Source organism: Achromobacter sp. UBA5777, assembly GCF_002418565.1.
GTDB lineage: Bacteria > Pseudomonadota > Gammaproteobacteria > Burkholderiales > Burkholderiaceae_B > Achromobacter > Achromobacter animicus.
On the sequence record NZ_DIEJ01000261.1, the window covers coordinates 1 to 21,895 of the forward strand.

At 64.6% G+C, this 21,895-nt stretch carries 14 protein-coding genes and 1 pseudogene; 7 read left to right on the top strand and 8 right to left on the bottom strand.

What is annotated here, in order from left to right; all coding sequences use genetic code 11:
* Together B3446_RS22495 and B3446_RS22500 are read left to right on the top strand one after the other, a co-directional pair.
* A pseudogene (locus B3446_RS22495) lies at positions 1–889 on the top strand (PIG-L family deacetylase); the annotation flags it as partial.
* A gap of 71 nt (positions 890–960) precedes the next feature.
* Positions 961–1,137, top strand: coding sequence for a DUF3606 domain-containing protein (locus tag B3446_RS22500; protein WP_286897668.1), 177 nt, complete (start codon positions 961–963; stop codon positions 1,135–1,137).
* 56 nt (positions 1,138–1,193) lie between these two features.
* Here B3446_RS22500 and B3446_RS22505 read toward each other — a convergent pair whose 3' ends face one another.
* Positions 1,194–1,526 carry a four-helix bundle copper-binding protein gene (locus B3446_RS22505; RefSeq protein ID WP_291385141.1) on the bottom strand — a complete coding sequence of 111 codons (333 nt, stop codon included), beginning with the start codon at positions 1,524–1,526 and terminating at the stop codon, positions 1,194–1,196.
* Between the two features lie 124 nt (positions 1,527–1,650).
* Positions 1,651–2,442 (bottom strand): enoyl-CoA hydratase, encoded by a 792-nt coding sequence (locus B3446_RS22510; RefSeq protein ID WP_291385143.1) that lies wholly within the window; start codon positions 2,440–2,442, stop codon positions 1,651–1,653.
* Between the two features lie 144 nt (positions 2,443–2,586).
* Here B3446_RS22510 and B3446_RS22515 point away from each other — a divergent pair, with 144 nt between their 5' ends.
* Positions 2,587–3,201: an ABC transporter ATP-binding protein gene (locus B3446_RS22515; RefSeq protein WP_291385145.1), complete on the top strand. Its 615-nt coding sequence runs from the start codon at positions 2,587–2,589 to the stop codon at positions 3,199–3,201.
* A 21-nt stretch (positions 3,202–3,222) separates the two neighbouring features.
* On the opposite strand, the gene B3446_RS22520 is transcribed toward B3446_RS22515, so the two are convergent.
* Both B3446_RS22520 and B3446_RS22525 read right to left on the bottom strand, forming a co-directional pair.
* Positions 3,223–3,999 carry a hypothetical protein gene (locus B3446_RS22520; protein ID WP_291385147.1) on the bottom strand — a complete coding sequence of 259 codons (777 nt, stop codon included), beginning with the start codon at positions 3,997–3,999 and terminating at the stop codon, positions 3,223–3,225.
* 86 nt (positions 4,000–4,085) lie between these two features.
* Positions 4,086–5,540, bottom strand: a complete 1,455-nt coding sequence (locus tag B3446_RS22525; protein ID WP_175184514.1) for a DUF1254 domain-containing protein — start codon at positions 5,538–5,540, stop codon at positions 4,086–4,088.
* A gap of 546 nt (positions 5,541–6,086) precedes the next feature.
* Between B3446_RS22525 and B3446_RS22530 the strand changes: the two genes are divergently transcribed.
* A complete protein-coding gene (locus tag B3446_RS22530; protein WP_175184515.1) occupies positions 6,087–6,332 on the top strand; it encodes a hypothetical protein in 246 nt (81 codons plus the stop codon).
* A gap of 17 nt (positions 6,333–6,349) precedes the next feature.
* Here the strand turns inward: B3446_RS22530 and B3446_RS22535 are convergent, their stop codons facing one another.
* The 3 genes from B3446_RS22535 to B3446_RS22545 form a co-directional block, all read right to left on the bottom strand.
* A complete protein-coding gene (locus tag B3446_RS22535; RefSeq protein WP_291385151.1) occupies positions 6,350–7,570 on the bottom strand; it encodes a PepSY-associated TM helix domain-containing protein in 1,221 nt (406 codons plus the stop codon).
* The gene (locus B3446_RS22540) at positions 7,570–9,732 is read right to left on the bottom strand and encodes a TonB-dependent receptor (RefSeq protein WP_291385153.1); all 2,163 of its coding nucleotides are present in this window, start codon (positions 9,730–9,732) and stop codon (positions 7,570–7,572) included. Before B3446_RS22540 ends, B3446_RS22535 begins: the two co-directional genes overlap by 1 nt.
* Before the next feature lie 481 nt (positions 9,733–10,213).
* The gene (locus B3446_RS22545; RefSeq protein ID WP_291385155.1) at positions 10,214–11,263 is read right to left on the bottom strand and encodes a hypothetical protein; all 1,050 of its coding nucleotides are present in this window, start codon (positions 11,261–11,263) and stop codon (positions 10,214–10,216) included.
* Positions 11,264–11,547: 284 nt separating this feature from the next.
* Here B3446_RS22545 and B3446_RS22550 point away from each other — a divergent pair, with 284 nt between their 5' ends.
* Positions 11,548–11,898, top strand: coding sequence for a hypothetical protein (locus B3446_RS22550; RefSeq protein ID WP_291385157.1), 351 nt, complete (start codon positions 11,548–11,550; stop codon positions 11,896–11,898).
* Between the two features lie 23 nt (positions 11,899–11,921).
* The gene (locus B3446_RS22555) at positions 11,922–12,392 is read left to right on the top strand and encodes a hypothetical protein (RefSeq protein ID WP_291385159.1); all 471 of its coding nucleotides are present in this window, start codon (positions 11,922–11,924) and stop codon (positions 12,390–12,392) included.
* A 12-nt stretch (positions 12,393–12,404) separates the two neighbouring features.
* On the opposite strand, the gene B3446_RS22560 is transcribed toward B3446_RS22555, so the two are convergent.
* A complete protein-coding gene (locus B3446_RS22560) occupies positions 12,405–13,451 on the bottom strand; it encodes a hypothetical protein (RefSeq protein ID WP_291385161.1) in 1,047 nt (348 codons plus the stop codon).
* 818 nt (positions 13,452–14,269) lie between these two features.
* Between B3446_RS22560 and B3446_RS22565 the strand changes: the two genes are divergently transcribed.
* Positions 14,270–21,847, top strand: coding sequence for a type I polyketide synthase (locus B3446_RS22565; RefSeq protein WP_291385163.1), 7,578 nt, complete (start codon positions 14,270–14,272; stop codon positions 21,845–21,847).
* Positions 21,848–21,895: the final 48 nt, after the last annotated feature.

Consider the following 21,895-nt stretch of genomic DNA (forward strand, 5'->3'; position numbering starts at 1 on the left):
CCCCGCCGTCGCGCCACGCGGCGAGGCCGCCGCCGTCGCGCTGGGCTATGACGGCGTGCTGCACTGGATCACGCCGTCCGGCATCGACGGCAGTTGGAGCACCTGGCAGGCGCTGCCCCCGCTGGAAGGCGCCTCGGGCTCACCGGCCGCCGCGCGCGGTTCGGATGGACGTTACGTGGTGTTTGCGGTCGCCGCCAAAGGCGAACTCTTCTATACCCGCCAGCTCCCGGCCGCCAAGGGCCAACGGTCGGAATGGCAAGGCTGGCGCCGCGTCGCCGCGCCGGAAGCGGCCGGCGGACTGGCTGCCATCCGCAACCACGAAGACCGCGTCGAGCTTTATTTCCGCCAGCGCGCCAACAACCACCTGACCAAGCTGGTCGAAGCCGGCGACACCACCGACCTGAACATGGACTGGAGCGCGCCGGCCGACTTGGGCGTGCCCTACATCGGCCGCCCCGCCATCCACGCCGACAACGCCGGCAACGTCGTGCTCGCGATCCTGGAGCGCGCGGGCGGACAGCTCTGGCTGCTTGAACACGGCAAGCTCGGCAAGCTGGACGCCGAAGCCGCATCGCCACCCGCCATCAGCCTGGTCGACGGCACGCTGTATCTGGTTGCACGCGCCGCCGGCGCACCGCAGCGCTATCAGGTGCTGTCGCGCCAACGTGGCGTCTGGGCTGCCAACCTGACGCTGGACGGCGTTCCGGCCAGCGGCGGCGGTCCGTTCACGGCAGTGGCCGCACGGCCGGCCGATCTGCCCAATCTGGGCGCCGCCAGCGCAAACAAGGCCGTCGTGGTCCGGCCATCCACGGCTGAACCGGCTGCGCTGACGGTCGAGCGCATGCCCGCCCAGACCTCGCGCGCGGCGACCCCCACCCGCGTGCAATGACAAAAATGCCCGCTGGGTGCGGGCATGCCGCTTGCTGACCTCCGGGGCGTCTCAACCCGGAGGATACGAATATGTCAGACGACCTGAGCAAGCGTGGTCCCCAGGACCGTTCCCGGATCAACGTCAACGAAACGCACGAGCTGCGCTACTGGACCCAGGAGCTTGGCGTCAGCGAGACGCAATTGCGCGACGCCGTGAAGGCGGTCGGGCCATCCGCCACGGCCGTGCGCGAGCATCTCCGGAAGTGATCTGGGACAGGCCCCGCTTGCGGGGCCTGTCCTTGCGTCCCCTCTTGTCGAATCGCTCAAGAGGCCATCCTGCCGCAGATGCCGGCGCATTCGCGGCACACGCGCGCGCAGTCGGCCATGCCTTCGATGCCCTCGCAACTGGCGGCGCAGTCGTCGCAGATCGCGGCACAGGCGCCGCAGATGACCTTGTGATTTTCCACGCCCACCAGCATTGCATGTGCGGCGGTGCGGCAGATTTCGCTACAGCCCATCATCAGCCGGAAATGATGCGGCTCAACGTGCTCGCCCCCGGCTTCCAGGCAGTGATTCATTGCCGTCTTCACGCATGTGCGATAGCAGGTCAGACAGCTATCGATACAGCGCTCCATCTCGTTCGCTTCGGCCATCATGTCGGCTCCTTGCACAGTGGCAGTCCTTGCGGGTCAGCACATGGCGTTCCCGTCCGGATGCACGAAGCACACGTGCGCAAGCACCGCGGCGGGTATCCTGCGCGCCCGACGCAGCCCGCTGCCTTCAAGCCTCGCGATGCCGCTTGCGCGCCAGAAATGGCGCCATGCACCGCCGCGGCTCGTCGGTGGTGAAGGCCTCACCGAAGGCCTCGACGCTACGGTCCAAACCGGCCTGGATCGACGATTCCGCCCAGTAACGCAGCAAGGCCTTCTGCGACCGCACGGCGCGCGGGCCGCTGGCGGCAATTGGCGCCACGGTCCGTTCGACCAGCGCATCCAGCCCGCCCGGCTCGCATACGAATTCCAGAAACCCCCAATCCCGCGCCTGCGCCGCATCCACCGTTTCACCGGTGAGCAGCAGCCAGTTGGTGCGGCCCTGGCCGATCAGCGCAGGCAATAGCAGCGCATGGATCACCGAAGGTATCCCGACGCGCACCTCCGGCATGCCAAAAACGCCGTCCGCCGATCCCAGACGGATGTCGCAGGCCGCCGCCAGCTCCATGCCAGCGCCGAGGCAAAAGCCCGGCAATCGGGCAATGGTCGGCACGGGAATGTCCGCCACCGCATCGCAAAGGTCGCGCAGCCGCGTGATGAAGGCACGTGCGCCGGGCGGGTCCAGCTCGGCCATTTCATGAATATTGGCCCCGCCCACGAATGCCTTCTCGCCCGTCCCGCGGATCACCACCGCGCGAGCGTCATCCTGCGCCGCAATCCAGCGCGCCGCCTCGGTCAAACTCAGTGTGACGGCCGACGCCAGGATGTTCAGGCTCTTGGCATCGTGGATCTGCAGGGTATAGACGCCGCGAGCGTCGCGCGTCACCACGGCATGGGTGAATTCAGGAATGGGCGCAGTCATGAAGTCTCCGGTTCTTTTTTTACGGGTAGCCGCCGATGCTAACGGCCGGGTCCGGACACGACAACCCACAGCCTGCTCAAACCGATCGATTACGGCCTCGCCTTCCAGTGGCCGCGGAACGCGTTCCTCTCGTACACTTGCCGCATGCTACGCATCGACAATCTCAGCAAGCGCTACGGCGACTACGACGTGTTCCAGGGACTGACGCACACCTTTGCGCCGGGCTGCGTGGCACTGTGCGAAGAAGACAGCACCGGCAAGTCCAGCCTGCTGAACATCATCGCCGGCGCCCTCGCACCGGACAGCGGCGACGTGCACATCGACGGCCACTCGCTGCGCGACGCGCCGCAAGCCGCGCAGTCTCGCCTGGCCTACGTGCCGGACAACTGCATGGCGTTTCCCGAGCAGACGGGACGCGGCCTCCTGGAACAGGCGGCCCAAGCCAAAGGCGTGACGCTGGACGACTCGATATGGGAGCTGGCGCGACAGCTGGGTCTTGAGCCCCATCTGGACAAGCGTTTCGAGCAGATGTCCACCGGTACACGGCGCAAGGTCTATCTGACCGCCGCCGCGCTGGGCAATCCGGCGGTCGTCGTGGCCGACGGCCCCAGCAATGGGCTGGACGCGCAGGCGCGCGGCGTGCTGGCAGACGTGTTCAAGCGCTGGGCGCAAGACCGCGTCGTGCTGTTTGCCAGCCACGACCCCGAACTGGTGCAGGCCTGCGGCGCCACCACCGTCAACGTGGCCGACCTGCGCTGAACGCCCTGCGGGTCACGTTGTTCAAAACCGGATCGTCAGCCCCGCGATCGGTCCCTGCAACACCACGTCGTACTTGAAGCCATTGCGTTCGTAGTCCACGCCCATCGCGCGGTATCCCACCGTGGCCGACACCGACTTGTTGAAGTTGTAGCCCACGCCAAGCCCCAGGTCCCAGTCCGCCTGCGCGCCCCCTGCTCCGATCATGCCCCAGCCCGTCAGATAGGCCCTGGAATGAAAGTTGTAGGTGCCGCGAACGCCCACCATGGCGTCCACCCACGTCGCGCTGTCGCTATATTTTGTGCCGCGTGTCAGCGGGCCATTGAATTTGATGCTGTTGTCCACCGACCAGACCCGCAGGCCGCCCACCACGTCCAGGCTGTGCTCTGACCGGTCCAGCACGGAATAGCCCGCGCCGATCATGCCCGTGAACGACTCGTTCTTCACGTCCGCGCTGTCGGCCAGAATGCCCCGCGGCGTGTCGCCTTGCGCGCCGACCTTCACGTACAGCAGGTCGCCAAAGATGCTGTACCGGCCTTTGCGCGCATCGCCCATCAGCATGGCCGCGAAATCGAGGTTGTCGAAGATCTTGTCGAAGCTCGCATCGACATCGACGGGTGGCAGCCGGCGATGCGTGATCTTCCCGGACAGCGCAGGCGCCCATAAATAGGGCGACACCGAGAACTTCCATTCGTCGGAAGCCACCGCGTCAACGGCGGGTGCCGACTGCGGCTCGGCCGCGATCGCGGTTCCGGCATGCAGCGCCGCGCATGCCGCACAGGCAAAGACGTGCATTTTCATCGCGTATCCTCCGGCCCGAAGGCATATGCAGACGGGCGGACCGCACCCCGGAAGGATCCGAGGCGCGTTCTGCCGCCATAACCGCGTCAGCTCACGCGCCGCACCGGCGGCACCGTCCACGAGCCATTGATGATGGAAGGATCGCTTTCGTTCGGCCAATACAGACGCATCATCAGGATGAACCGGCCCTTGGGCGCCGGCAGCCAGTTCGACTCCATCTCCGGACCCGGCGATTCGTTCTGGATCAGCAGATCTATCGACCCGTCCGGCTTGCGCTTGAGCGGCTGGCGCTCGCTGATGGAATAGCGGTTCAGCGGGTTATCGACAAAGAAGTAGTTCTGGTCATACATGGTCAGCGACCAGAACCCTGACACCGGCGGCGTCATCCCCTTGCGGAACGTCAGCACGTACTTTTCCGATCCGTTGTATTCGCGAAGGATCGCCCCATTGGAGGACCGCAACGAGGTCGGATAAACGGCGTCCTGCGGCCGGTTCGCGCCCAGCCCGATCGCGGTGATCAAGGCCCGTTGCAGATAATTCGTGCCATAGATCCCCGTCTTGGTCGTGAAGCCCCAGCCGTCAATGTGCTGGATGTCGCCATCGTTGGATCGGAAGTGCGCCATGATGCGTGCGAACCCGGTCTCGGGCACCCGCTTGGCAAAATCGGCGGGCAATTTCGACTTGTCGAAATCCTGGCCCGGCACGATGCCGATCGTCGCCAGTTTCTCGACCATGGGCGCGTCGGCCACCGTCGGCGGATTGCGCTTGAGCAGTTGCGCGAACAGCGAAAAATACTCGGCCGCATCCATGTTGTTGACCTGATCCCGCACCGGCGTCTTCATGTCGATGGCCGAATCGACCTTCCCCTGCGGCGCCTTCCAATCCTTGCCCCAGCCGCTTAGCGGCGCGAGCTTTACCTGGTCCTGCAGCTTGTGCACTTCGGCGTAGTCTTCGGGCGTGCCTGTGCAATAGATGCGGCCCAACATCCATACGATGCTGGTCGGCGACTTGTACTGCTTCATGCCCTGCGGCACCGTTCCTTCCCAGCCCGGACCCGTCACGATGAAGGTCTGCGCGCCCGTGCCTGTGGTGCGCTTGCCAGGTACGTCGAACACAGTCGTCCAACCGTCCAGCAGCGGAAACAGCGCGTAGCGGCCGTTCAGGTCGGGCAGGCTGACGACCCAGGGCTCGTCGCCCACATCAAAGAATGCCGTGGTGTACAGCGTGTCGGCGTTCGGCGCCGTCACGTCACGGAACTTGGCGTCGGGATACTGGCGCAGCTTGATGAGCTGGCCCATCGGCGCGCGCGTGCCCTTGGGTTCGGCGACGTTGGTGATCACCCGGCGGGTCATCTCCATGGTCACCAGCGGGTATGCGTAGATGTAGGCGTCGGTGGCTGTGACGAAACGGTCGTCGGCTTCCGGCAGATTGGCCACCAGCCCTTCGGAGGCAGCGGCCGAGGCCCGGAACGCCGGCCCCAGCGATCCTGCAGCCAGCAGGGCCAATCCCCCTGCGTTCAGTTTGCGGCGAGTTAGCTTCATTGTTGTCGCTCCTAATGGATGTGTTTGGCGAAGTTCACTGAGGGGACTTCCAACATGCACGACGTTCTTTTCCGAGCTAAAGCGCATTCGGTTTTGATGTGGCGGGGCACGCTCCGTTTATCGAGTTCGGAAAGACTGCGGGAAACTGCGGCAACGCGCCGTTAGCCCGGTCAGCAAGCTGCCCGGTACGGCACGAATTGGGAATGAGGGGATGCGCGCGGGTGCGCTAAAGGAAGGGACTGGACGGCGGACTTCCATGCATAAGCTCCGTGACTGAGACAGAGGAAACGCACCACTGAAAGACTTCGGCTACCGACCATCCATTCGGCCTTTCCGCACGGCGGTTTGGCCTTGTTCAATCTATTCGCAGTCATTCGACCGCTCAAGTAGCCGGAAAGATTACGCCCATAGGACATTGGTAGCAATCATGCATTCGCACTGATGCGTTCATCACTATTTCGACGCTTTTATTCGGGGCCAAATGGTCATCCGGCTGCAAGCAGGTTAGGTTTACTCCTGAATCACCCGGTTCAAAGGAGCGATGCCATGCACACGCACTACAAGAAGCGATCGACCGAACTGGTCGCGATCGGGTCAGACGGCACCACGTACATCATCGAGCGCCGCAGCAAGGCACTCCCCTGCGACGACGGGGAACAAGCCTTCTTCTATTGCTGCGTGCAGGATGGCCGGCCGGTATCGTGGTTGGGCGAAAGCCGCTATGCGCTTCCCGACGGCACGGAGCTTCGCGCCATCGCGTGCCGGCTCGCGGACGCGCCGCCCACGCAGTAGGCAACGGTTCGGGCGGGTTACCCGCGGCGATCCTCCCTCGGCTCGCGCTCCGCGCGGCGCCGCGACACAACGCGCGACCGCCGCTTCTTCCACCAGATCACCACACCGGTCACGCTCAGCATCGCGACCACCAGCCCCAGCCCGGCCACGGCGACGCGGCCGGCAAGGCCGCCGATCTGGCCGCTGTGCAGCGGAAACTGCATTTGCGTGAAGACGTCGGCCGCGGTGCCGCGGCCGGGTTGCGTGACACCCACCAGCGCGCCGGTGTGCGCGTCGTAGTACAGCATGGGCGCTCCCAGACCCCGCCCCCGGTCGTGGTGCGACGGCCAAAGCAACGCCAGGTATAAGCCCAGTTCGCTGAAGTGGCTGACGCCGCTTACGCGCTGCGGCCACCCCTGCGCCTGGGCGTGCGCGTTCGCGCGGGCGCGGATGGCGTCAAACCCCACTAGGGGCAGCGCATCGCGCTCCGCAACCGGCGTGCTGGCCGTGGGAATTGGCGTCAATGTCGACACAGCCGACAAAGCCGGCCGGAACAATTCTTCGCGCAGGTTCAGATACGCGCTGCTCAACGCCAACAGCGCCAGCGCCAGCCATAACCACAAGCCGAAGGCGCGGTGCAGGTCCAGGGTAAGCCGGTACGATCCCGCGCCGCGCTTGATAAGCCACGCGGGCTTCCATTTCGCCATGCGCAGCCCGCCGCGCGGCAACGTCAGGTAAACGCCCACAAAGCTGTCCACCAGCCAGATCAGCGCGATGCCGCCCATGAACCACCACCCCCACAAGCCCGGCACATACAGGCTGTGATGGATCTGCAGCATGAAGGGCACGAAGCTTTCGGCCTGCAGGCAACAGGCGCGGCGCGCGCGCCTGCCCTGGATCTCGCCGGTGCCGGGATCGAGGTACACCTCGTCATAGCCCAGCGGCGGACGTCCGGCCCGCGCCGACACGAACGCCAGCGCCGTGCGGCCTGGCGTGCCATCGTGCGTCACGTAGTCGACACGCAGCGCGGGATCCGATGCCTCGATGCGCGCCGCCAGCGCATCAAAGCCCAGCGGCGGCGCAGTGGAACGCGCCTGGTGAAAACCGGGATTGAGCCACGCGTCGATGTCGTGGCCAAACGCCAGGATGCTGCCGGTCAGCCCCGCCACCGTCAGGAACAGCGCAGTCAGCAACCCAGCGTAGCGGTGCAGCCAGACCCAGGTCTGGCGCTCGCCCAGCCAATGCCGGCCTGCGGCCATCAGAAGTCGACGCTGGCCGACAACATGTACGTGCGCGGCGCGGCGGACGTGACCATCTGGTACGCGGGCGACGAATCCCAGTAGCGGCGGTTGAACACGTTCTCCACAGCCGCGCGGAACACCACGTTGCGGTCCGCGATGCGGGTCGCGTAGCGGGCGCCCACGTCGAAACGCGTCCAGGCCGGCACGGTAGCGTTGTTGTCGGCGTCCCAGGGAATCGAAGACGTGTAGATCATGCGCGCCGTCGCGGTCAGGCCGCGCACCTGCGCGATGTCGTATTCCGCGCCCAGCTTGACCGACCACGTCGGCACGCCCGACGCCTTGGCGCCGTTGAATTCACCGCCCGGGGTTTCGGTCAGGATCGCACGCGTCCACGCCACGCCGCCCAGCAGCCGCAGGCCCCGCGTGGCTTCGCCGGCGACGGACAGCTCCAACCCGCGATTGCGCTGCTCGCCCGCCAGGCGATATACGTTGTCCGCGCCCAGGAACCCGCTGGGCCGTTTGATCTGGAAGGCGCTCAGAGACGTGAAGAACGTGCCCCAGTCCATCTTGGCGCCCACTTCAAACTGCTTGGATACGAACGGTTCAAACACCTCTCCCGCGTTCACCGCGGTGGCCGGCGCCACGGCGCCCTGCGCCAGCGCCTCGACGTAGTTGGTGTAGAGGGAAAGCTTGTCGGTCGGCTTGACGACGAGGCCCACTGCCGGCGTGTTGGCGCTGCGGGTGTAGTTGGACTGCCACGCGCCGGTATTCCAGACATAGGAATTTACGTCGATCTTCTGATGGCGCACGCCCAGCGTCAGGAGCACGCGCTCGTCCAGCATCGACAACGTGTCGGTGATGGCATAGCTGCGCAACGTCATGTCGTTCTGCGGCACCATCGTGCCGTCCAGGCTGAAGTTGTCGGGCTCGGACAGGCTGGTCGGATGATAGATGTTGCTGAACTCGTTCCACGACGACTGCGGCTGATAGCCGCTGACCTTCGAGTCATAGTCGGTCACCGCCAGCACAGCGCTGTGCTTGATGGGGCCGGTGTCGAACTGGATGCGCGTGTTCAGCTCGCCGCTGCGCGTCTTGTTGCGTTCCTTCAGCCCGAACGCCGTGAAATCCAGGTCGCCGGCGTCGTTGATGACGACGCCCCACGGCGAATTAGCCTTGCGCGTCGTCTCGGCCAGACCGAACGCGCCGCCGATGCTCCAGTTGCGGGTCAGGTCGTACTCGGCGCGCACCATGGCGAACGCATAATCCTTGTCCTGGTACGACCACGACGGATACGGATTGATGTCGCCGCGCGGCGCCGACGGCGGAAACGCGGTCGTGACAAAGTAGTTGTTCCGCGCGCCGCTGACCTTCTGGTTGCTGGCGCCCAGATCCGCGCTGGCGCGCAGCCGGTCACCACGGTAATCCAGCCCCAGCGTCACGTTCGAGGCGCGCGGCTTCTCGTTATCCACCGAGCCTTCGCCGTCGCGATAGGCCGCGTTCAGCCGTACGCCAAACTTGTTGTCCTGGCCGAAACGCCGGCCGATGTCCACGTTGGCGCCCAGATTGGCGTCGCCGACATAGCTGGTCGTAAAGCGCGTCAGCGGCGTGTCATCCGCCCGCTTGGGCACCAGGTTGATCGCGCCGCCCGCCGTGCCGCGCGGCGCGCTGCCATTGAGCAGCGTGCTCGGCCCCTTGAGGACTTCGATGCGTTCCAGCCCCTCGAGCTGCACGCCCTCGGAATTGGCGATGCCGTACAGGCCGTTGAAGCCGATCTCCGCGCGATTGACGACAAAGCCGCGGATATTGAAATTGTCGAAGAACCACGGCCCCGCACTGACGACGCCGGGATCGTTCGCCATCACGTCCGCCAGGCTGCGCGCCTGCTGGTTCAACACCAGCTCCGACGTGTACGACGTCACGTTGAACGGCGTGCTCATCATGTCGACATTGCCCAGCATACCCAGCCGCGCACCGCGCGCGATCTGGCCGCCCGCGTAAATCGGCGGCATTTCATCCGACTTGTTCTCGCTGGCGCCCGTCACGGTGACGGCGGGCAATTGGGGCACCGGCGGATTGGCGCCGGACGACTGCGCGAAGGCGGAGGGGCCGAAAGCGGTGGGCGCGCCCAGGGCGGCGGACAAGGCGATCGCGAGCTTGCGGCGACGGGTGGGGACAGGCATGCAGTGCTCCAGGTTCTGTACGAAGGACGGCGGGCGCGGCGGACGTTCGACGGTCAATCGTCGATGCGTCGTCGCTCGAAAATGCGCTTGGGTGATGCTGTCAATCGCGCTCGCCTGCGAGAAAACCTTCGATGGCCCGATGCGCTGCCGCCGGGCAAGCGCAATGCGCCCGCCCGCGCGCGACCGCGAGACGATGCCGGAACTTCCCTCTCGAAAAGCGAGCGGCCTTGCTGGTTTTTATTGTCTTTATGCGCCGGCCCGCCGGCGTACCGAAGCGTTCCGCCGAAGCCGAAACGCCCGCTGCATTGGTACGTAGACCGGAAATCCGCACGAACGGCATGACCGCCCGCACAGATGTGTCCGAGTATAACTAAGAATCAAACTCATTCAATATGAAATTGTCGCGATCTGCTTATGCGCGAAAACGGATGCCCTGCACTGCCGCTTGATTAGCGGCGCGCAGCTTTCGGAACGATGCGCCCTACTTCCGGTTGCCCAGCGACAGCGGCACGCCCCACACCGGATCCTGCATGCCCTGCTTGCCCAACGGCGTGATCTGCATCGGCTTGAGCTTGTTCAGCAGCTCTCGCTGCGCGTCGGTCAGGTTCGTGCGCTGGGCGAAATATTTCTGCGCGAAGTCCATCGGCGCGGGCCACGTGTACACCGTGAAGTCCTCCAGCGGGCATTCGATCATCTTCGGATCGACCGCGCGGCACGCGGACTGCTTGAACTTGTAGCTGGGCGTCTTCATGTGCATGCGCTGGCTCAGCACCAGGTCGCCGCCCTTGAGCGTGAAGCTGGCCAGCGCCAGCTTGGGCACCACGCGCGACTGCACCTTGATGGCGGGGATGTCGCGCGACGTGGTGTCTTCGTAATAGCCGGCACGCGATCCCGGCGTGGTCTCGGTAACCTGCTGCTCGCCCCAGGCCACGCAGGCGCCGGATGCGCGGTGCACGGCCGTGCAGACCTTCTCGGTTCGGGTCTGGCTGCCCGTCGTGCCTTCGTGCCAGTTGGTCTCTTTGTAGAACTCGCGATACAGCTCTGGCGACAGATAGGTGGTGCCGTTGGCGCCACGGCCCGAGCCCACCGCGCCGGCGCGCGCGCCGATGTCGTCCAGCTTGGCACTGAGTTTGTAGTCGTCCCCGCCCGTCAGCAGGTACTTGCCGGGCGGCAGGATGTGGACCTCGAAGGCCTTGAACAGGTACGTCGTGTCCTTGTCGCGTTGCAGCGAATTGTTCTGGAACTTGCGCCCGAACGTGATGCGCGGATCGGGCTCGAACATCCAGACCGTATTGCCAGTCCACGTCGTCATTTTCATGGCGTCCTTCAGTGTGGCGTGCGGCATCAGGTCCGCCACCAGCACCACCGCCATGCCGTCCTTCATCGCCTCGCCGATCAGATCGACCAGTTGCCCATAACGCTTGTCGTCCGCGGTGCCCGCACCGTTCGAATCCGGGATCGTGACGCAGCCCGACAGGGTCAGGGCGAGCATCAGGGCAGAAAGGGCAAGTCGCGGGCGCGGCAGGGACATGGGATCGATCCTCGGTGAAATGGGCTGGAGCAATGTGCGCGCATCCTACCGGGTTGCATACGGATCGCAACATCTGGATTGGCGGCTGAAACAGGTGGTGGCAGTTCAGAAGGAGGCGTCGTGGCCGGACTACGGGCCAGGCGTGCCGCGCCCGTCGTAAAACGTTGTTGCGAATGTTTCGCTTCCCCGCGCGGTCACAGGACTTCTCACCGGCTTGTCCGCCATCAACGCGCACGGCAGCGAAGGCCGTGCCACCGTGGCCCGGTTCGTTACACTCGCGCTCTTTGCGGCCGAGCGGCGCCGCCCGAGCGCCCGCCACAGAAGTCCTGGGACCGGACGAGGGGCTGGCCACGCTGACCGGCCGCATCGACGCCGCGCGCCAGGAAAAAGACCAGCACGTGGCGCGTCAGAAGGCGGCGTTGGCGCAATTGCAGGCGCTAGGCCTGCAGGGCGACGCGTTCTCGTTGCAGGCGACGTCGCTCTACGGCAGCGCGCGCTGGAAGGTGGCGGTCTTCGCGGATATGGATGCGTTGCGACAGGACGGCGCCATGCTGGACGACGCGGCGTGGCGGCGCTGGGCCGCATTGCGCACGCGGGTCTTGCCCCAGAACCGACGATCAGCCTGCTCCCCGTAGCGCAACGCGGCGAGTATCGGGCTGTGCTCGACAAGGGCTATCACGGGCGGATCGAGTTCGTCAGCGGCGAGCCGGCGACCGTCCTGCAAAGCCTGGAAGACGGGGCCGACGCATGGTGGATGGTCGATGCCGCCGCCCTGCCCGCACCGCATATCGTGACAGAGCGGCAAGCGAGCCTGCGCGAGGCCTGCTATCGGGCCATCGCCACGCTGCGCGCCGACAATCACTTCAAAGCGCGCCACGGCATCTATGTGCAGCCGCGCATGAACGTATTGCAGGCGTATCGCATCGCAGACCGGCTGCGCGACGCCGGTCTGCGCCAAGGCCACACGGCCTACGCCGTGCTGGACCGCGTCGATGGCCGCACTGTGCTGCGCGGCATCGTCGCGGAAGACGCGCCGCACGGCCCCGACGCCTACGCCATCGACGCCGTGTACGCGTACGAATTCGCCTTCGCCACTGGCACGCTGCAGGTCCGCCGCCTGCCGGGCTGATGGCGACAGGCTTTAACCGTCGGCGCGCACGAATAGCGCCAGGCGATTCCAATAATCAACCCCAAGCAGCAAGCGGTCACCCAGCGGCTTGAAGACGAAGTCCCCGCCCTGGTTGTGCTGCAGCTTGATCAGGCCGCCTTGCCGACGCACCTTCATGGTCAGCGATCCGTCGTCCTTGACGACGCCATCTGCCCCGAAGACCAGTTTGCGCAATGTGCCGATGGGACGCTTGAAGGTGCCCTGCGGCAGTTGGGCCGGCGCGGCCTGCGCCAACGCCTCGGCGGTCAGCGGCGCCAGGCTGTCGGCCAGCGTGCACGCATCGGAACTGGCGATCGGCGCCGCGCACGCATGTTGCAGCATGGGCCGGGCATCCAGGTAGCGACCCGCGGTCCAGGCTTCTTCGGCCGCCAGCGTGCACGTGCTGGCGGAGATGCCCTTCAGGCACGCGGCCTGCAGCGTCTTGTGCGCCGCCTCGCCCAGCGGCGCGGGCTGGCCGCCTTCGCCGGGTTCCAGTCCGGCGGCTTCGCGCCAGGCGTCCGGCAGCTTCTTGCACACGAACGGCAGGCCGCTCGCGCACATGCTTTCCAGTTCCTTGACGGACGTCTCGTTGTAGGCGTTCAGGCATTCCATCAAGCCGGCCTTCCAGCACAGCGGCCAGACCTTGCTCTGCGGCAGTTCCGTGGGCGCAGCGCACGGCGCGGGGGTCTTCAGCGCGTAGACCTGTTCAAAGCCCACGTCGATCGACTTGCCATCCGGGGCAAGCTTGTATTCATCGTCCAGGCCGAGATCCAGGTTATAGAAGCCCAGCTTGCCGTTTTCGACCTTGTAATAAAGCAGCTCAGGACCGTTCAACGCGCTCTTGCGGATCAGGTTGGAACTCAGCACCCGCATCTGGCCCTTTCCGCCGTCGTACTCGTACAGCCCGCATTGAAGCGGCGCGGAAGATTGCGCGTGCGCGGACGGCGCAAGCAGCGCCGCCAGCAGAAGGACAGGCAACACCGCGCAAAGACGATGGAGCGATTGCGCGATGCGGCTGCGCAAGCGGGGGTGACGGTACATGAGTGATCAAGCCTTTTAATGATTCGAGACGCGCGGCATGACCGCGCGCCGGGCGGTCTGCGCCCGCCGGCATTCTAATTAGGCTTGACATCTGTTTTCCGCAATGAGGCCCGACATTTTGATTTGGGTAGAACGGAGCCAATATTTGCGGGCACTAATTGATTTATGCAGATGAAAATGCGCCACGACACCTCAAGCGATATTCGCAACCCATCACGCCTCATCAGCTAGCATTCCGCGCTTTCTCACATGCGTGATACATCATTTCCATCGAATGGCGGCCAAAATGCGACACTTGGGTTTCAGTACTGCAAAAAAATAGATACACTTTGCACATTAACGAAATCGCAATTTGTATCGCACCTCTAACTAAGGCCGTGCTCGCTCAAACAGCAGCGAAGCGCAGCGGTCCTGGTCGATGCGCCAATTCTGCGTTTTTTTCGCTGGCCAAGTTACATCTCGGCAGCAAAACGCACAACGGTAAGCGCCGGCTGCATTATTGCTCGGCCCCTGCCCCTCGCAAAAGCAAATAATGAATAGACAATCCACGTCAAGTGGCACGTCCTCGCACTGCACATTTCAGCGTAAGGCCTGCGCCGGTCAGGGGCGCCGCAGCGCTCACCGTCTCTCGGCAGCGGCTCCGCGGCAAGCGCGTTGAAGCGAGCGCTTTCGCCCCAGCGTTACCCGTTCATTGTTTTCGCCGCCATGCCTTCGGCAGGTATGCGCGCGCGTGTTCCCCTCATTCGTAGTTGCTCCGTAGCGGACCGCCCCTTTGTGCGGCGCGCCCACCCATCGCGCGGAAGCAGCAAGGACAGTACATGGCAAAGCGTGTAGCAATCCTGGGACTCGCATTTCGATTCCCCGGAACCAACACCGAACAATATTGGCCCGACCTGTTGGAAGGCAAGGACCTGATCACCCAGGTCGACTCCTCGCGCTGGTCCGCCGACGCCTACTTGCATCCTGAGAAAGACCAGCCCGGCACGGCGTATACGCATGCAGCGGGTTCGCTGGGCGACGTTTCCGGCTTCGACGCCGACTTCTTCAGCATCTCGCCCCGCGAAGCATCCTTGATGGATCCGCAACAGCGCCTGTTGCTGGAAATGAGCTGGGAAGCCATGGAGGATGCGGGAATCAAACCGTCCGGGCTGCGGGGCACCGATTGTGGTGTTTACATTGGCATCTCCAGCGCGGACTACGCATACCGGCTGTCCGAAGACCTTGGCGCGGTCGAGGCTTCGACCGCCACCGGCAACACCTCCAGCATCGCCGCAAACCGCCTCTCGTACTTTTTTGACCTGCGCGGTCCCAGCATGGCCTTGGATACGGCGTGCTCCTCATCGCTGGTCGCATTTCACCAGGCGTGCAGTGCGATCCTGAACGGCGAGTGCACCTATGCCCTTACCGGCGGTATCAGCCTGCACCTGCATCCCTACGGCTTCATCATTTTCTCGAAGGCGTCGATGCTGTCGCGCCAGGGTCATTGCAACGTCTTCGATGCATCGGGCGACGGCTACGTCCGCTCAGAGGGCGGCGGCGTCTTTCTTCTGAAAGACTATGACCAGGCGATTTCCGATGGAGATCGCATTCTGGCGGTTGTCGCCGGCTCCTCGGTCAACACGGATGGCCGTAAATCCGGCCTGACCGTCCCCAGCGCCGACGCTCAAGCCGACCTGATGCGCCGCACGTACGAACGGGCGGGCATTTCCCCTGAGAAAATCGACTACCTGGAAGCGCACGGTACCGGCACCGCGGTCGGCGATCCCATTGAAACGCGCGCTATCGGCGCAGCGCTTGGTAAGGCGCGGCCGATGACCACGCCGCTTCCGATCGGTTCAGTCAAGAGCAACATGGGCCACCTTGAACCGGCGTCCGGCGTGGCCGGCCTGGTAAAAGCCATCTATGCGCTGAACCATCGCACCGTGCCCGCCACGATCGGCGTGCGCAATCCGAACCCGAAGATTCAATTCCAAGAGTGGAACATCCGGGTCGTCACGCAAAACCTCCCTCTAAAGCCTGAGGGCACGCTCGTCATCGGTGTGAACTCCTTTGGCTTTGGCGGCGCCAACGCCCACGTCATTCTTGAAAGCGCTCCGCCCTCCGCTCAAGCCACCACCTCTACGCCAGACAGCAATCCGCCCGTGCCCCTGGTGGTGACCGGCAAGACGGAAGAGGCGTTGAAAGAGGCCGCCGCCGCCTTGGCCGCCCGTTTGCGGGCGGACACCGGACACTCGCTGTACGACATCGCGTATCACGCCGTTCATCGCCGCGATTGGCACGCTGAGCGTGCGCTTGTGTTCGCTGACGACGCGAGTCGTGCAGCGGCCGATCTGCAGGCGTTCGCCCTCGGCAATTCGACCCGTCATCGTGTTTCCACTGCCTCTGCCGTCAAGAACGCCAGTGGCCCGGTCTTCGTCTACTCCGGCAACGGATCGCAATGGGCCGGCATGGGGAACCGACTGATGGCAGATCCCGTATTCGCCGCGGCCGTACAGGAGGTAGACGCACTGTTTTCCGCGTACACGGATTTTTCTCCCGCCGCGGAACTCTCAACCCGCAGCGCAGACCGCTACGACCGCACGGAGATCGCGCAACCTGCCCTGTTCGCGCTTCAAGTCGGGCTGACCCGGATGCTTGCCCACCGGGGTGTGATGCCCGTGGCCACCATGGGGCATAGCGTGGGCGAAGTCGCGGCCGTATGGGCAAGCGGCGCGCTATCGCTGCCTGAGGCGGTAAAAGTCATCTACCACCGCAGCCGCCTTCAAGGGCTGACCAAGGGCAAGGGCCGCATGACGGCAGTAGGTGTCAGCGGCGCCGAGACGCAAGCCCTGATCGACGAACTCGGCTTGGCCCACGGCATCGCCATGGCGGGCGCCAACAGCCATCGCGGCGCCACGGTGGCGGGTGACCCTGCACTGCTCGACATTCTGGAATCCACGCTGAACGAACGCGGCGTCTTCAACCGCCGCCTAAACCTGGATTACGCGTTCCACGGCCCCGCCATGGATGCCATCCAGGACGGCGTCCTGCAATCATTGGCCGGCCTCACGACGCAAGACGGCATTGTCCCGTTCTATTCCACCGTGGACGGGCATGTGCTGCCGGGCCAGACGCTCGACGCCGCTTACTGGTGGCGCAATGTGCGCCTGCCTGTTCAGTTCGAAGCCGCCGCCGGCGCAGCGATCGCCGACGGTCACACTGTCTTCGTGGAAGTGGGACCCCACTCGATCCTGCGTGGCTATCTGAAAGACGCGCTGGACCATGCCGCGTGCGCCGGTCTTGTTCTGTCGACGGCGACGCGCGGAGAAGACGACCCGGACCGCATCTACGACGCCGCGGGCCAGGCCATTCTGACTGGCGCGGCCGTGGATTGGACCACGCTGCTCCCCAATCGTGGCGAACACGCGTCCCTGCCCAGCTACCCTTGGCAACGCGAGCGCTATTGGCACGCGGTGACGCCCGAATCCCCATCCCTGCTGACGCGGCGCCTTGTCCACCCGTTGCTCGGTTATGCCCAGCAGCAGCAAGAGGGGCTGTGGGAAAGCCGACTGGATACCACGCTAGTACCGATGCTCGCCGATCACGTGGTCGGCGATGCGGTCGTTTTCCCTGGAACGGGCTTCGCCGAGTTGTCGTTGGCAGCCGCGCAGATCTGGCAGCCGGGTGAATACTCGGACATCGAAGAGCTCGAAATCCATGCGCCCCTCATCCTTGGCAGTTCGCCAAGCAAGCGCGTGCGCTTTGATCTGGACCACGAAGACGGGCGATTCCGGATCCTCGGGCGCGAGCAAGGAAGCGCTTCGCCTTGGACGGAGCATGCCAGCGGGCGCATCCGCGAGGCCAATGCCGTTCCCCTGCGTGACGGCGTCGCGCTGAACCTGCCGCAGCGTGCTCCCGATTTCGTCGAATCCGACCACCATCGACTGACTTGCGCGGTAGGCTTGGCCTATGGCCCCGCCTTCCGCGCCGTCCTGCATGGCTGGCGCGAATCCGCCGAAAGCGTGATCGCTGTCCTGCAACCTCATTCTTGCCTGGATGCGGAACTCGCTTCGACGCACATCCACCCCGCGCTGCTGGACTGCAGTTTCCAACTCATCGTCCAACTGCTCAAGGACGACCCGTCGATGGGTCAGGGCATCGCTTTCGTACCTGCCAAGATCGGTCGCCTTGTCTACCGCAGCGCTCTTGGCCAGCTCCGATACGCCCGGGCTCGCATCCGCCGGCGGGCGCCCCACTCTCTCACTGCGGACTTCGATCTGTTCGACGCCGACGGCACGCTGTTGGCCAGCGTGCGCGAAGCGCGCTTTCGCAGCATTCGCCTGCGCAAGGCCGCGGATGATCGGCTTGACTTCGTCGAGAGTGTTTTAACGCCACGCCCCCATCCCTTGGCGCCGGTACCGGAAAGCCCGGTAGCCGCGTCCGACCTTGTCCGTGCATTGCAGGAATTGGCTCAGGAGCTGGAACGTGCGGGCAACGACCGCTACAGCCTCGAAGTGGAGCCATTGCTTGAAAGCCTGTGTGATCGTCTGGCGGTCGAAGGTCTGCGCAGCCTGGCGTCATCGGGCAAGACACTATCGGCCTCTTTGATCGAACGCGAGCAACGCAGCCAGCCCGAAGCTGCGGGCATCTTCCAGCACATGATCGATCGTGCGCTTGCCGGCGGCTACGCACAAACATCGCCGAGCGGCTGGGAGTTGCTGCCCGACGAGGAAGGCCATCCTGCCGCCGTCCAAATCTGGAACAGTCTGCTACGCGAATACCCCGACTATTTCCCGGCAATTTACGCCGTCGGACGCATGGGTCTGCATCTGCCAGATCTGTTGCGGGGCCTAGCCGGCGTTGATCAGGTCATCCCCTCGGCCATGACGCCGGCTGCGGTGAGTCGCCTGACGCTTGGCGCCGAACGGGGCCAGCGCCTGGCCGCTGCGGTGGCCCAGGCGCTACGCGATGCAACCAACCGCCTGCAACCGGGCCAACGCCTCGCCATGCTGGAAATCGCCAAGGACGCGCCGCTGTTCGGACCTGCATGCTGCGCCGCGATGGACTTCAACGTGGCGGACTACCGCTATGCGTCCGTCGATGGCCAGGCTGTTGAAGACGCCCGGCATACCCAGCTCGACACCTATCCGCAAGCCAGCGCAATTCGGATCGGGGATGAGCCTGACGCATCCGATATTGGCCGCTACGACATCGTCGTTGTGCATGGCGAATTCGACACCCTGACCGACACGCTTCATGCGCTCAGCTATGCCCGCACCTGCATGAAACCCGGTGGCAAGCTCCTGTTGCGCGGCGCGCATCCGGCGCCGTGGTCCGACTTCATATTCGGCGCACGCACAAGCCGGCAACAGGGCGAAGATGTCTTGGGGTATAGCGCCCCTCCGGCCGCGGATTATTGCCAGACGTGGTTGCGCGAGCATGGCCTCGCCTGCGAACCCATCATTGAACTCACCACGGGATTGCAGTCCGGCCCCTTCCTGATCGTCGCCAGCGCCCCTGGTCTGACAGTTGCCGCCCCGGCTTGCGGGCCTCGCATCCGCTTGTTGCTGTCTGGCGCGGCGGGCGGTAGCGCCACGCTGACCGAAATGCTCAACCGGCATCTGAGGGATGCTGGCCAGCCAACCGCAGTGGCAACCGGCGCCACCCCCGAGCGCATGGACGCGATCCTTCGCGAAGCCCGCTCCCGCCACCAAACTGTGCACGACATCGTGCTCGTGGATGGCTGGGGTGGCGACGGCGAATCGGACGAGGCCATTCTGGAAGACCAGGTTCGCCGTTGCGCGTTGGCCGCTGCAATCATCCAGGCTTGCGAACGCGCGGATATCGCGGCGACCGTGTGGCTCGTCACCCGCAATGCAGGCGCGCCGATGCATGCCGCGCACGCCGGCGATGCATCCATTGCCGACGCCGCCCTCTGGGGCTATGGCCGAACGCTGGCCAATGAAGCATCCAACTATCGCGTTCGCCTCGTTGATCTTCCGGGCGGCGAGCTGGCGGTAGAGGCTTTTGCCCGCGAATTGCTCTACCCCGACGCAGAAGACGAAGTGTTCATCGGCGCCGGTGGGGAACGGCTGGCCCCGCGCCTGCGCATCGTCGAACGCCCTGCCGCCACGGCTCACGCAGTGCAGACGCCGGCCACCCGGCTCGGCTTCGACTTCCCGGGACAATTGCGCAATCTGCGCTGGGAATCCTGCGAAGCGCCCGAACCGGCAGACGATCAGATCGAGGTCAACATCAAGGCCACCGGCCTGAATTTCCGCGACGTCATGTATGCGCTTGGCCTCTTGTCCGACGAAGCCATCGAGAACGGCTTTGCGGGGCCGACGCTCGGGCTGGAATTTGCCGGCGTCGTGGAGCGCGTGGGTCGGGCAGTGACGGACTACCGCCCCGGCGATCGCGTGGTCGGTTTCGGCCCCGCCAGCTTTGGCGACCGCGCGCTCACGCGGGCGAGCGCCATCTCTCTAATTCCCGGTGGCTTCTCCTTTGAAGCGGCGGCCACGATTCCCAGCACGTTCTTCACGGTGTATTACGCATTGCACCATCTGGCGCGGCTGGAAGCGGGCGAAAAGATCCTGATCCACGGCGCGGCCGGCGGTGTTGGCATTGCCGCGATCCAATACGCGCAATGGGCTGGCGCCGAAATCCACGCAACGGCCGGCTCCGACGAAAAGCGCGACTTCCTGCGCATGATGGGCGTCACCCATGTCTATGACTCACGCTCACTGTCCTACAGCGACGAGATCCTCGCCGCCACGGATGGCAAGGGCGTCGATATCGTTCTGAATTCTCTGGCGGGCGAAGCCATCAACCGCAACCTCCAGGTACTTCGGCCCTTTGGACGCTTCCTGGAGCTCGGCAAGCGCGACTTCTACGAGAACACACGCATCGGACTGCGGCCCTTCCGCAACAACATCAGCTACTTCGGCATTGATGCCGACCAGTTGATGTGCGAGCGGCCCGACCTGACCCAGCGATTGTTCGGCGAAATGATGCAGCTTTTCGCCGACGGCGCATTGCATCCGCTGCCCTATTCGATATTTGATGCGAACGATGTCGTCGACGCCTTCCGCTACATGCAGCAGGCGCGGCAGATCGGCAAGATTGTCATCACCTACCGCAACGGCATCCACGAGTCGCGCCAGACCCGCCTCGCGCCGCCGAAGTCGCTGACGCTTTCCGACGACGGGACCTACCTGGTCACCGGCGGTCTGGGCGGCTTCGGTCTTCGCACCGCGCAATGGCTGGCCGACAAGGGTGCGCGCAACCTGGTGCTGATAAGCCGCTCCGGGCCCTCCAGCGACAGCGCGCGCAAGGCCGTCTCCGCGTTATCCGCGCGTGGTGTGCGCGTCCACGCGGTGGCTTGCGACGTCACCGACCGCAACGCCTTGGAACTGCTATTGGCGTACACAGCCCGCGATATGCCTCCATTGCGAGGAATCGTCCATGCCGCTGTGGTGATCGAGGACGGCCTGGCGCGCAATGCCACCGCGGCCAACATCGAGCGCACGATGCACGCAAAGGTATTGGGCGCATATCACCTGCACGCGCTCACGCGCGATCTGGACCTGGACTTCTGCATCTACTACTCCTCGGCCACCACCCTGTTTGGTAACCCTGGGCAGAGCAGCTACGTCGCCGCCAACAATTGGCTGGAAGCGTTGGCGGCTCACCGCCGCGCGCTTGGCTTGCCGGCCACTTGCGTACGCTGGGGCGCCATCGACGATGTGGGCTTTCTTGCCCGAAACCAGAAGATCAAGGAAGCGCTGCAGGGACGCATGGGCGGTTCCGCATTGGGATCGGACGTCGCACTGGACGCTCTGGAAAGTATGCTGTTGGCCGACGCCAGCGGCCTCGGGGTTCTGGAGCTCGACTGGAACGCGCTTGGACGTTTCCTGCCGTCGGCCGGTGCGCCAAAGTTTTCAGACCTGGCGGGCGACGACGCCGCCGGCGATGACGATCAGGGCAACGACATTGCCCTTCTCCTCGCCACGCTGGACACGTCGGCCCTGCACACCGCATTCAGCGATATTCTCAAAGCGGAGATCGGGGAGATCCTGCGTATCTCGCCGCAAAAGATCGACCCGGAGCGCCAGATCTACGACATGGGCCTCGATTCCCTGATGGGCGTGGAGCTCATCGTTGCGCTGGAAAGCCGCTTCGGCATACGTTTGCCGGTCATGGCGCTGTCCGAAAGTCCCACCGTGAACAAGCTGGCCACCCGCCTGATCCAGCTTCTGCGTGGCGAAGATACTGGCACTTCTGCCGATCAAGTCACATCCCTGGTCGAGAAGATGGTCGCAGATCATGCCGTGGAGGTATCGCCAGGCACCATCACGGAGTTTGTCGGCGAGATCAAGCGTGCCGAAGCCTCGTCCACGCACCGCATGATTCCCTGATCCAGACTAGCCACTTGCCTGGGCACGGTGATCCGTGCCCGGCAACCT